This window comes from Wolbachia endosymbiont of Ostrinia scapulalis (genome assembly GCF_023559145.1).
In the GTDB taxonomy this organism is placed as follows: domain Bacteria; phylum Pseudomonadota; class Alphaproteobacteria; order Rickettsiales; family Anaplasmataceae; genus Wolbachia.
The window spans coordinates 1,039,033-1,051,649 of the sequence record NZ_CP096926.1 but is presented as its reverse complement, the minus strand read 5'-3'; the positions used below and the strand labels follow the sequence as shown (position 1 = coordinate 1,051,649).

8 protein-coding genes, 1 tRNA gene and 3 pseudogenes are annotated in these 12,617 nt (G+C 33.4%); 8 read left to right on the top strand and 4 right to left on the bottom strand.

Annotated features, from left to right (window positions below; translation table 11 throughout):
* Window positions 1-96: 96 nt before the first annotated feature.
* The 3 genes and pseudogenes from M1L26_RS05135 to rho all read left to right on the top strand — a co-directional run.
* Window positions 97-211, top strand: a pseudogene (locus M1L26_RS05135) (IS5/IS1182 family transposase); the annotation flags it as partial.
* A 114-nt stretch (window positions 212-325) separates the two neighbouring features.
* Window positions 326-931, top strand: coding sequence for a cell cycle transcriptional regulator TrcR (locus M1L26_RS05130; RefSeq protein WP_250120076.1), 606 nt, complete (start codon window positions 326-328; stop codon window positions 929-931).
* Between the two features lie 194 nt (window positions 932-1,125).
* Window positions 1,126-2,532: a transcription termination factor Rho gene (gene rho, locus M1L26_RS05125; RefSeq protein ID WP_250120075.1), complete on the top strand. Its 1,407-nt coding sequence runs from the start codon at window positions 1,126-1,128 to the stop codon at window positions 2,530-2,532.
* 264 nt (window positions 2,533-2,796) lie between these two features.
* Here the strand turns inward: rho and M1L26_RS05120 are convergent, their stop codons facing one another.
* The 3 genes and pseudogenes from M1L26_RS05120 to rsmA all read right to left on the bottom strand — a co-directional run bounded on the left by M1L26_RS05120 (window position 2,797) and on the right by rsmA (window position 6,636).
* A complete protein-coding gene (locus tag M1L26_RS05120) occupies window positions 2,797-4,122 on the bottom strand; it encodes an IS4 family transposase (RefSeq protein WP_250119941.1) in 1,326 nt (441 codons plus the stop codon).
* Window positions 4,123-4,230: 108 nt separating this feature from the next.
* Window positions 4,231-5,718: an IMP dehydrogenase gene (gene guaB, locus M1L26_RS05115; protein WP_211908481.1), complete on the bottom strand. Its 1,488-nt coding sequence runs from the start codon at window positions 5,716-5,718 to the stop codon at window positions 4,231-4,233.
* A gap of 123 nt (window positions 5,719-5,841) precedes the next feature.
* Window positions 5,842-6,636 (bottom strand): annotated as a pseudogene (rsmA, locus tag M1L26_RS05110) (16S rRNA (adenine(1518)-N(6)/adenine(1519)-N(6))-dimethyltransferase RsmA).
* Window positions 6,637-6,713: 77 nt separating this feature from the next.
* On the opposite strand from rsmA, the gene M1L26_RS05105 reads away from it, so the two are divergent.
* The 4 genes from M1L26_RS05105 to M1L26_RS05090 all read left to right on the top strand — a co-directional run bounded on the left by M1L26_RS05105 (window position 6,714) and on the right by M1L26_RS05090 (window position 9,813).
* Window positions 6,714-6,786 (top strand) — tRNA-Thr (locus M1L26_RS05105).
* Window positions 6,787-6,810: 24 nt separating this feature from the next.
* Window positions 6,811-7,521 (top strand): triosephosphate isomerase, encoded by a 711-nt coding sequence (locus tag M1L26_RS05100; RefSeq protein WP_250120074.1) that lies wholly within the window; start codon window positions 6,811-6,813, stop codon window positions 7,519-7,521.
* A 150-nt stretch (window positions 7,522-7,671) separates the two neighbouring features.
* Window positions 7,672-9,204 (top strand): UDP-N-acetylmuramoyl-L-alanine--D-glutamate ligase, encoded by a 1,533-nt coding sequence (gene murD / locus M1L26_RS05095; RefSeq protein ID WP_211908476.1) that lies wholly within the window; start codon window positions 7,672-7,674, stop codon window positions 9,202-9,204.
* A gap of 18 nt (window positions 9,205-9,222) precedes the next feature.
* On the top strand, window positions 9,223-9,813 hold the full coding sequence (locus M1L26_RS05090; protein ID WP_250120073.1) for a COQ9 family protein: 591 nt from the start codon (window positions 9,223-9,225) through the stop codon (window positions 9,811-9,813).
* Window positions 9,814-10,170: 357 nt separating this feature from the next.
* Here M1L26_RS05090 and M1L26_RS05085 read toward each other — a convergent pair whose 3' ends face one another.
* Complete coding sequence (locus M1L26_RS05085) at window positions 10,171-10,371, bottom strand: ankyrin repeat domain-containing protein (RefSeq protein WP_010405605.1); 201 nt, start codon at window positions 10,369-10,371, stop codon at window positions 10,171-10,173.
* Window positions 10,372-10,792: 421 nt separating this feature from the next.
* Between M1L26_RS05085 and M1L26_RS05080 the strand changes: the two are divergent.
* Window positions 10,793-12,132: pseudogene (locus M1L26_RS05080) on the top strand (ankyrin repeat domain-containing protein).
* Window positions 12,133-12,617: the final 485 nt, after the last annotated feature.

The following is a 12,617-nucleotide window of genomic DNA, read 5'->3' as shown; positions in this document are numbered from 1 at the left end:
GGTTTTTACCTACATAAGCTGAAACGAGCTTATAAAACGTTTAAGACAGTATAGAACGCCAATTTTCAGGATTAGAGAGTAACAACTAGCTAACGTGAGAGATCTTTTGCCTGGTTGGAAAAATGTAGGCGACTTTGGAAAAATTGCGAGCGTAAACTTAATACTAGCCTACAAATTTGCTTTTACTTCTTTCCTCCTCAAAAGATTATGAACAGGTTCTAAGAGATAAGAAATATAAACCAAAAAGCCATTGGATGACAAAGTTAATGCTTTTTTAGTTTTAATGGTTTATATTTTATTTCTATAACAGTAAAGGAATATTAAAATGGGAGATGTTTTTTCGATGTCAATGGAATCTTCTAAAGACAATAAAGATAGAAATGAACAATTTCTCATGCAAGTAGCCGCTTGGTTGGTTGATAACACTAGCTTAACTTTTGATCAAATAGCACAATGTTGCAAGTTATCCCTTGGAAAAGTACAAGACATAGCTGATGAGGAAATAGAAGTTGAAAAGTATGACCCTATTATTTCTGAAATAATTACTGAAAAAGAAATCGATAATTGCAAAAAAAATCCAAATCGTGTACCAAATTTGATTATAAAAAATATGAAAAAAAGTGCAAAGACGATTAGCTTTCTTGCCTTTGCTTCCACAGCAAGGCGTAGAGATAAACCTAATGCGATTTATTATTTGGTAAAAAAATTTCCTATCTTGAACAATAATGTGATAGCTAAGCTAGTTGGTACAACAAATTACACAGTTGAGCAGGTAAGAAATAGATCTCATCATAACATACTCAATATCAAACCTCAAGATCCTGTACTACTTGGTTTATGTAGCCAGGAAAATTTAGAAGCGGAAGTAGAAAAAGCGAAAGTAGAAGAAGAGAAGAAACAAAGATTAAAAAATATAAATAATAGCTATTGATGATTCTCAAATTCTTGTACTTTGTTAATATTAAATTGACTTGACTTGTTAGTTTTTATCAGTATAATATGAGTAAAGTATCTAGTTTAATAATAATTAAGTCTAAATACGCACTAAAAACTAGCTCAGCCTAATTTATTGTTTTATACTCACATTTTAGGTTAGTAAGCATCAATTAAAATTTTTGGAGGATTATGACAACAATCAATGAAGATGTCTTAGCAAAAGGAGAGGTTGTAGGTCAACCTGAAAAAAGCGAACAAATTCATAATGCTGACGCAGTAAAACAAATTACCAGTGAAGGTGCTGAAAAAAACAAGAAAACGTTGGACCTGAGCGAATTGAAAGAGAAAACAGCAGAAGAATTGTTAGAGCTAGCTGAAGAAAGAAAAATTTCAACTAGTGGTAAAGGCAATGGCAGGATGCTAAAACAGGAAATGATATTCAGTTTAATGAAGAAAATGAGTGAAGAAGGAGGCATAACCACAGGAAGTGGAGTAGTGGAAATATTGCCTGATGGTTTTGGTTTCTTACGTTCATCAAGTGCAAATTATGCTCCAAGTACCGATGATGTTTATATTTCCAATGGCCAAATAAAGAAGTTTAATTTACGTACAGGAGATATGGCATGTGGAGAAATAAGGCCACCTGGTGATAAGGAAAGATATTTTACTTTAACTAAGGTTCACAGTATAAACTCTACTGAAATCAGTGAATTAAGAAAGTACGTACATTTTGATAATTTGCTTCCACTTTATCCTGAAAAAAGCCTCATCCTTGAAAACAACAGTAGCGGAGATAATAAAAAAGATATAAACATGCGTGCTGTAGATATAGTTACACCTCTTGGAAAAGGACAAAGAGCATTGATAGTTGCTCCACCTCGTACAGGAAAAACGATATTGCTTCAGCAAATGGCTCACTCTATAGCTACAAATCATCCTGAAATAGAACTAATAGTATTACTTATAGATGAAAGACCCGAAGAGGTGACAGATATGATACGCTCTGTAAAGGGTGAAGTGGTAAGCTCTACATTTGATGAGCCTGCCTACCGTCATGTCCAACTTGCTGAAATAGTAATAGAAAAAGCTAAAAGAATGGTTGAACACAAAAAAGATGTAGTGATTTTGCTTGATTCTATAACTCGCCTTGCACGTGCTTATAATGCAGTTATTCCTTCGTCTGGAAAGGTTCTAACCGGTGGTGTAGATTCAAATGCGCTGCAAAGACCAAAACGCTTTTTTGGAGCAGCTCGTAATATTGAAAATGGTGGTTCTTTGACAATCATCGCTACAGCCCTTATAGAAACTGGTTCAAAAATGGATGATGTTATTTTTGAAGAGTTTAAAGGCACAGGTAATGCTGAAATTATACTAGATAGAAAACTTGCTGATAAACGTATATTCCCTGCTATTGATATTACCAAATCCGGAACAAGGAAGGAAGAGCTATTAGTTGATAAGGCCATACTAAATAAAATATGGGTATTGCGTAGGATACTTAACCCTATGGGATCTGTTGAAGCAATGGAGTTTTTACGTGACAAATTACTTTTAACAAAGAGCAATGCTGACTTTTTTAACTCCATGAATCACTAAAAGTAAGCCAATTCTAATAGAGCAAAAAAGCAAAGCTCTCTTATAGCTAAAATAATTTGGATTCATCAAAATATATTAAGCTGGCAATCTGCCTTAAGTTGCTATTCCAACTTATAGCACTGATTTTGATCAAAAATTTTATGTAGTCAGTTTATTTACAATCGATTTTCCAGTGTCAGCCACTTAGATGACATCTTTTTGACTCTTAATATTAATATGTTTATACAATTGTGTACCAGTGTTGAAATGACCATACGCGTCAAGTTAAGAGATTGTGAGCAAATTTAGAGAGGTTAAAGTGGATACTCTAGTCCTTCTACGTTTGTCTTTTAATGAAAATAGCGACCAAGTTATAGTGAGTTTTTTAAGAAATGCTTTTAAACTATTAATTTTGGTTAATACTAAAAATAACTCTCTAACCCGCCTTTTTAGCTCAATAAATGCCTTTGTTAAGCTAAGTTCTGTATTCTTTTTCACTTCTGTGCAACCAACTATGCCGTGAAATATAAGAATTGCGCACAATTTAGCATATAGTTCACATAATACTCTGCATGGCTTTCCTTTTAGCTTATCAAGCCTGATATAGCTTTTATACAATTTAAATAATAACTCAATTTGCCACCTTACTCTGTAAATCGTTAATACTTGCTCAGCACTAATTTTATTTTCTGGAACATTAGTTATAAATATTGACCAGTTCAACAATTTTTGATTTCTTTTAGAGGATGTATATCCCTGCGATCTTGCTAATCTATTAGCTTTCCTTCTTCTGGCCATAGACTGTTCTTCAGTTAGTTTCTGACATATAATTCTTACTCTAATTTTTGCTTCTTTTCCTAACAATACCTCGTTTTCTAAAAATAACTTATCCTCTAAACATTCTAATAACTCCATTTTTTGATTTGTTTCTACATCATATATGTTGGTATCAGATTTATAACGACTTATGAAATAAGCTCCTATTTCATTGATTTGTTTAAAAGAACTTGGCACAAAATAACCGAGATCAGATATTAGCAAATCATTGCTTAATATATTACTTAAATGTTTCCTATATCCCTGGTCTGATCTTACCCCCTCCGTTAAATTAAGTTGGTCTATTATCTGATTCATGTAGTCGAAAACTAATTGTAACTTTATTCCAGACTTAGTATTGCTTTCATAGCCACTGTAGCTAGTACCATAACCTTTATACATCTCTTCCATACTGTTAGGTAGAGTAATATAGCTACTGTCCAATAATTTAACACTATTAAATTGCTGTAAGATTTTGCAATCAACTTGCAAGATATTTTTAAAGAGAATCACAGATTCATTATACATCCTTTTCATAAATTCCACTGCTTCTTCAGTAAATCTAAAATCCAAACCTTGTTTTGTTATATCTATCGAGTCCTCGTTTAGTAATTGACACATTGTTTCTACGCTACAATTATCAACTCCTATATTACCCAAGACCATGGCTTTTACGAATGATGAACCTTTTAGCTTTCTCTTTCTTTTTATAAACCTTGTTGTAATTGAGATTTTCTCTGCTTTTTCATTAAAAAATTCTTTGAGCTTTTTTGATAAGCAAGTTATTTTATTCATTGGTTCTCTCACTAAAAGTATATCTGGGAGAACTTATACCTTATTATTCTATCTCTTTCATACCTTTATTTCCTTAACTTGACGCGTATGCTCAAAAGGGGATTGTATTTACTCTGAATCAGATGATAAATTAGATGCTTGGTAAGCGTAATTTGGAGCTTCCTGTGTAATGATTATATCATGAGCATGACTTTCTCTTAACCCTGATGAAGTAATAGTGACAAATTTGCAGTTTTTTTTCATCTCTTCTATATTACGGTTGCCAGTGTAACCCATTGCAGCTTGCAACCCACCAATTAACTGACAGATCACTCCTGAAGCTGGACCTTTAAAAGGAACTCTTGCTTCTACTCCTTGTGGGACTAAATCGAGTTTTGAATCTTGAAAATAACGGCTAGCTGACCCTCGTTTCATTGCACTAATAGATCCCATTCCTCGATATTCCTTATATGCTCTACCCTTATACATGATAATCTCACCTGGGCTTTCCTCAGTACCAGCAAAGATTGAACCTATCATCACAGTATCAGCACCAGCTGCAATAGCTTTTGCAACATCTCCCGAATATTTTATTCCACCATCAGCAATTAGTCTGACGTTTTTTGTTTTACAAACCTCTGCAATATTCTTGATCGCAGAGAATTGTGGCATACCAACGCCTGTAACTATTCTGGTAGTACAAATTGATCCTGGCCCTATTCCAACTTTCACTGTATCAACACCAGCATCAATCAACGCTTCAGCAGCCTCTGTTGTTGTGATATTTCCGCCGATTAATTGAGTATTCGGATACATCTTTTTTATTTCCTTAATAGTACTGATAACGTTCTGGGAATGACCGTGAGCGGTATCTACAATAACCACATCAACTTCTTCTTCGATCAAAGCTTCACATCTTTCTATACCGTCTTTTTTACCAGTACCAATTGCAGCGGCAACTCTGAGTCGACCTTTACTGTCTTTACATGAATTTGGATATCTATTGTATTTTTCGATGTCTTTAACTGTGATTAGACCTATGCAACAAGAATTTTCATCAACAACCAAAAGCTTCTCTATTCTATTTGCATGCAACAATTTCATTGCTGAGGCGCTGTTTACTGCCTGCTCTCGAACTGTTACTAACTTATCTTTTGTCATTACCTCGGAAACTTTTATATTCATGTTCTGGTCTTCAATAAACCTCACATCTCGATTAGTTAAAATTCCCACTAACTTGCGTTGATCAACTACAGGAATGCCGGAATAATTATACTCTCTCATTAATGAAACTGCTTCTGCAACTGTTTTATCTGGGGAAATTGTAATTGGGTTATACACGATCCAGCTTTCATATTTTTTCACCCTTCTTACTTCTAACACTTGTTCATCTATTGATAAATTCTTATGTATGCAACCTATTCCACCATGTTGGGCAATAGCTATTGCAAAGCCTGATTCAGTGACAGTGTCCATTGCAGAGGATATGAGAGGGATATTTAGTTCTATATTATTTGTTAGATAAGTTCTTGTGTCTGCATCACGAGGCAATACATCAGAATAGGCCGGTAAGAGAAGTACATCGTCAAACGAATAACAAGCTTCCATTTTTTTCATATGCTTTATTTAAAGCTTATACGCCAATTAATGAAATTGCAATAGAGCTTTTGCAAAATTAGCCTGGATCCAGCTATTTTTAGATCAAAATAGGATAGAAGAGGTATGTAGCTCCTAATATATTTATCGCAAAATTACATTATTTGCTAGCAAACAGAACTGCTCAATAGTTAAGCTTTCTGGACGTTCGTCTCCACTCAGTTTAGCATTCTCAAGAGTAGTTGAGACATCACTAGTTATACTTTGCAAGCTATTTCTCAGCATCTTTCTTCTTTGAGCGAACACAGCACGTGTTAGCTTTGTTCAGGTTTCTAAATTTACTGCAAATCTTGGAGTGGGTAAAGGTTTTACTGTAATTACTGAAGAATATACTTTTGGTCTTGGAAAAAATTCCTTAGGTTCAATATCAAATTCCTTTTTTATGTCGCATAGTAACTGGCTTAGCACTGATAGGGAACCATAATCTTTAGAATTAGGTTCTGCTGTAATACGCTCTGCTACCTCCTTTTGGAACATTAACGTCAAATTCGTAAAAAATTTTATATTATTTAACCACTTTAAAAATAACGCTACTGAGATATTGTAAGGCAAGTTAGCAATGACTTTGACTGGACATTCTACCAGCTCTTTTTCTACAACATTAAGTGCATCTGCTTCTATAATTCTATATTTTCCCTGATGCTCATTTAGCAATTGTTCGTGATGTTTCACTAAACTACTATCTTTTTCTATAGAAAGTAGAAACTTTGGATTATACGCCAATATTTCTCTTGTTAACGCACCATACCCAGGACCAATTTCAATAACATTAAAATCTTTCAGGCTACCAGCTAAAGCAACTATTCTTTTTGTTATCTCATTCGATAAAATAAAATTTTGTCCTAGACTCTTTTTTGGCTTCAGTGAAAATTTTTTCATATGATCTTAGTATGCAGTATTTTAAAAATTAGTTGACGAAAATTCATCAATAATTGTATATTGTCAGTGTATTTAATGCCGGCTTAGCTCAATTGGTAGAGCAACTGACTTGTAATCAGTAGGTTGTCAGTTCAAGTCCGACAGCCGGCACTCTTATCCATACAAGTAAAGTTGATGTCCTTTTTAATAGTAGCAAATTGGAAAATGAATGGAACACGTTCTTCATTTGTTAACTTTATAGGCAAACTTAACAACAAGAGCAACGAAATTACCTCTAAATTAGTAATTTGCCCTCCTTTTACATCATTTCCAAGCAGTATAGAGTTGAACAATAATATTAAAATAGGAGGACAGAATTGTCATCATAAAGAGTTCGGTTCTTACACAGGTGAAATTAGTGCAGAAATGTTGAAGGAACTAGGATGTAGTTACGTAATACTTGGACATTCTGAAAGGGCTCATGAAAAAGATAGTGAAATAAAACTTAAATCGAAAACAGCAATAGAATCAGGATTACACCCAATCATCTGTGTAGGTGAAAACTCAGAAGATTATAAAAATAAAAAAACAAAAGAAGTAATAGAATATCAATGCAAAAACCGTTTGCCAACACAAGGTGAATATACCATAGCATACGAACCGATATGGGCAATAGGAACAGGAAATGTGCCAAATAATGACGCAATTGCTGAGGTGATAGAGATAATAAAATTGTGTACTGGTAAAAAACACATTATATATGGTGGCTCAGTCAGCTCAGAAAATATAGGAAACTTGCTCAGTATTCCAAATCTATTAGGAGTTTTAATTGGTAGTGCAAGCTTAGATTTTGATCACTTTTATCAAATTATACAACAAGTCGAGAAAAAACTTTCTCTTAATTAATTCTAAAGGATAAATACTCTTATTGTCATGGTAAGGGAGTTGGCAAAATGTGTCAAGGAGTTTTCTATTGGCTAAGGTTGTGACAATAAAGTTAAGCACTGCCAAAAACTATGGAAGAAGTCATTATAATTTGTATTATATCTTTATAAAATGGTTCGCATAAGTTATCTAGAAGTGCAACTAAACAAATACAAAAATCAAAGTGTTGCGGTTTTCGGCCTTGGTAAAACTGGTTTGTCCGTTATTAATGCTCTAACAAAAAGCAGTGCAAAAATATATGCATGGGATGATAATAAAGAGCAAATAGCAAATGCAAAAAAGATATATAAAGAGTGTAACTATACTCATCCCAATGAGTATAATTGGCATGAGATAAGCACACTAATTTTGAGCCCTGGAGTGCCAATACCAACGCATTGGGTAGTAAAACTTGCAAGAAGCTTTGACTGCAAAATAAAATCAGACATTGAGCTATTTCTCGAAACGAAAACTACAAGCCAGAAGGTTGTAGGCATCACCGGAACAAATGGCAAATCAACCACCACGTCACTAATAGGGCACATATTAAAATCCACAGGGAAAAAAGTAGCTATTGGCGGGAATTTAGGTGTGCCTATTTTGGATTTAGAAAGAGATGCAGAAATTTATGTAATTGAATTCTCCTCTTTTCAATTGGAGCTAATAAATAAAATTAATGTAGACATTTCTGTATTGCTCAACATCACACCAGACCACATAGATAGACATGGAAGTATGAATAACTACATAGCAACTAAATTAAAACTGATAAACAGTAGCAAGATTGCCGTGATAGGATGTGATAACAAAATTACCGCTGATGTATTCAATAAATTCACTGGGAACAAAATTCCAATTTCAGTAACATATTCCCTGGTGTCATTCCAGCGCATGACCAGAAAAGAAAAACCATTGCCAACTACTCAGATGATAGAGGGTAGTGCAAGAGATCTAATATCATTGGCAGATAACAATTTGCTTGATTATAGTGAACAGATTACTGGTATAGATCGAAATTATCTGGATCCCAGTGTCAGCTACTTGGATGACAAAAGGAGTGCTGAGATTCAGGAGATCTCGATAAAATTAGAGAATCACAACTTATCAATGAGTGATATGAAAGTAAACCTAGTATCCAATGTAGAAAATATAGTAGCTGCACACGCTGTGTGCAAGTTACTTGGAGTAGATAGCAGCACTATTGTCAATGAAATCAAATCCTTTCCAGGGCTAAGACACAGAAATGAATTTCTTGGCAAAATACATAATGTACTTTTTATCAACGATAGCAAAGCAACCAATGCAGAATCGACCGAAAAGGCAATTTTATCTTATAAAAACATATATTGGATTGTTGGCGGAAAAAGCAAAAAAGGCGGAATAGAATCATTAAGCAAGCATTTCACCAAGATTAGAAAAGCTTTTCTTATTGGAGAATCAACTGAAGTTTTTGCAAACATTATGGAGAACAAAATAGATTATATGAAGTGCTATAATCTAGAAAACGCATTTAAACTGGCTTTTGAAGAGGCCATAAATAGCAAAGAAGAAGTAGCGATATTACTTTCTCCTGCATGTTCTTCTTTTGATCAGTGGAAAAATTTTGAAGAGCGCGGTGAAGCATTTTGCAGAATGTTTGAAAATCTCAGGTACAATTATATGTGATGTTTAGTATAGTATTGTATGGAACAAAAGTTAATAGTAGATGAGCTGATTAAGGTTATTCCATTTGAAGGAATAAGTGATGCAACCTTATTGAAAGTGTGCACGAACCTTAACCTAGCCAATAGTTTTTGTAAATTTCAAAATGGAATATATAGTGCTTTGGAGTACATAGCAGAGGACTTAAATAGCTCAATAGAAACTGAACTTTGGAATTCCAATTTAGAAGATATGAAGGTAAGAGAGCGGATAAAGTTAGCTGTCCAAATACGCCTTTCAAACTATGCTAAGTTACAAAATTACAGAGAGTTTTTAAAAAATGTTTTATCATTCTCTATATTACCCCAAAATACATATTTTTCTAGTAAACTCTTGTACAGAACTGTTAGCGCGATTTGGTATGGCATTCATGATCAATCAACAGATTTTAACTACTATACAAAAAGAGCAATATTAGCTGGAGTGTACTTAAGTACGATACTTTTTTTTATCAATGATTATTCAGAAGATTTTGCAGATACCCTGTCGTTTCTTGACAAACGTATCAACAATGTCATGACATTTCAAAAGTTTAAAACCCGTTTGAATAGAATGGTAAGAAACTTCTTATAGCCTCTTTACTTATACGAGTTACTCGTATTTATACCTAAAGCTGCCTTGATTTTTATGTTAAGATAATTGAACATCCACTAACAGTGAGCTTAACAAAGAACTTGATTGAAAGCAATACATTAGAAAGTAGTTTTGCTGGAAACTTGAAGTAGACAGAGTTGATACACATAAAGCTGATTCATGTACAAAAGTATCTGTTCAGATACACGACTAATGCTGTGTGATCCATAGAGGTTATTACAATAAGAATGTAAGATCAAATAGAAATTTGGATTTGCAGTAGTTTATAGACCTTATTACAATTGCAAAGGATAAATTAGTTAATCTAGGGTTAAACTACGTCTGAGTTGGATAAAACTATACAAAATGACTACTTTTAGCAGCAAACATTAGAGCAGTTTTTCCAAGAGCAGTTTTTTCATAGTCAAAATGAGGTAGACTAAGAGTACTAACTACATAATTAACACCTGCGTTTGCTATTTCTACTAAGTATTTTACTACATCCAAGTGACCTGCTTGAGCAGCATCAAGTAAAAAGAGTGGAGCAACTATCTCCATGAGGCTTCTTTTGCCTTTTTTTGCTTGCTTAATATTTATAGCTAAAGCTTCAGGGTGTCATTTCAGTGCGTGACGCAGAGATGTACGGAGATTGAAGATCAGTGCTTGACACTGGAATCCAGAAATTTTTTGAGAACAAAAGTTATGCTAAGTTTTTGTTGGTAAGAAAGGCTGGTGTCTGGGCACTGGGATGAAAGTAGTGTGAAATGGGGCTACTTGGGGATGACAAAAAAGAATGTACTGGGATGACAAGAAATAGGGCAAATGTATAAAAATAAATATTTCTATATTCAGGAAATTGTGGACTTTAATATATCGGAATTTAGTAACTTCAATAAATTGTGATATATCTTTTACAGATTCATTCAAACTTAATTAAGTGGGAGTATTGTTAATGCGAAAAGGGTTTAATTAAAATGGTATGGCGTGTGAGGAAGACATACATCAATTGGTAGAAAGTGGATTTGATATTAACTCAAAAGATGTAAGCGGAGTCACTCTCTTGCATAAGTTTACAAAAGAAGGCGATTTAGTTGGAGTAAAATCATTATTAGAGCACGAAGCTGACTTTAATGTTGTGGACAACGAAAATAGAAATCCACTGCATTATGCTATTATGCATGGACACAAAAAAATTGCTAAACTTCTTGTTAATCAACTGACAATTAATTCTAGAGATAAAAATGGATTTACTCCACTTCACCTTGCTACACTACAAGATGACACAGAATTAATGGATTTTTTAATAACAAAAGGCGCAAAAATTAATGAAAAAGATGCTGAGAAAGGCTATACTCCTCTTCACATAGCTTCATTATACGGTTCTAAAAAGAGCGTCCAGATTTTAATTGATAGCGGAGCAAATCTTGAATGTGAAGATAACAACTTTCGTACTCCTTTATTTTTGACCATTTATCAATGTACTACACATTATGAAAGTAGAGCAGAGATTATAGAATATCTGATAAAGAAAGGTGCAAACATAGAAGCAAAAGATGCAGAAAATAATACTACGCTTTTTCTAGCAGCATATAACAACAAAATGCAACTGGTAAAGCTTATTGTAAAGCAAGCAAAAGCTAAGTTAAAAGAGTTTATTTGCACAAAAAATAAACATGGTTTTGATGCACTGGATTGCGCTATTAAGAATAATAATAGGCAAATGGTAACATTTCTTGTTTCAAAGGGAATAGAAGCAGATGACCAAGATTGTAGCGGTAACACCAGGTTACATAAAGCTAGCTATAATGGTGATACTAAAGCAGTTAAGTTCTTATTGGAGCTTAAGGTAAACGTTAATGCCGTCACTAGATGCAACAGAACTCCTCTGCTACTTGCAGCTAAAAAAGGCCATGTAGAAATTGTAAGAATGTTGTTAGCAGTAAAAGCCAATATGAATATTTGTGATCAACAAGGTTTTACACCTCTGCATCTTACTATTCAAAAGGATTATTTTGATATAGCTCAGCTATTAATAGAAAAAGGGGCAATTAATTGTAGTAATGATTATACTGCAATAGATATGTTTATTGACAAGGCTCATAGCAAAAAAAATATTGAAGAAAATTACAAAAAATTTTGTAGGTTTTTGATGCTTTACTTGAAAGAGCTACATAGTAAACACAAAGCCTTTTGTGTACTTTCAATCCTAGCTCTAAGCTTAACAATTATAGGTTTACCATTTATTTTCAAGCCTATTATTAAATATAGAGAAAGAAGTAAAATATATAAAAAATTAGGGCTATGCTGATTTATATTTAAGTATAACAGGAGAACTAAGCTAATATATGACAATTATCTGCTCGATAAAAATGGAATTAAATGTATCCGTTTAGCAGAGTGGCAAAATAAAATAGACAAAACCATAAAAATAAATGGTGTCATGCAATTTGAGCTTCGGCATAGATCCCACATAAATTTTTTGGTACATATTTTTTCAACATTAATTTCGTATTCCATTCAAAGAATATTAATATTGGCATATAAGTATGAATATTATGCTAATATAATTACTTTTTAGGTATACATGGCAAATTTATGCCTGGAAACAGTTTTTAGTTATTTCCTAGACTTTCTTTATAAAAATCACAGGCGCCTGTTATTAGCTAAAGTAAAGGTCAAGTATCTGGAATTCTGGACATAAAATCCTCCTGTATAAAAAGATTAGAAAAAAATGCAGCGCACATATGACAGACGTGTGTATACGCTGAAAAAGATACGCTACGTTTTTTATTGAAAAGTTAACT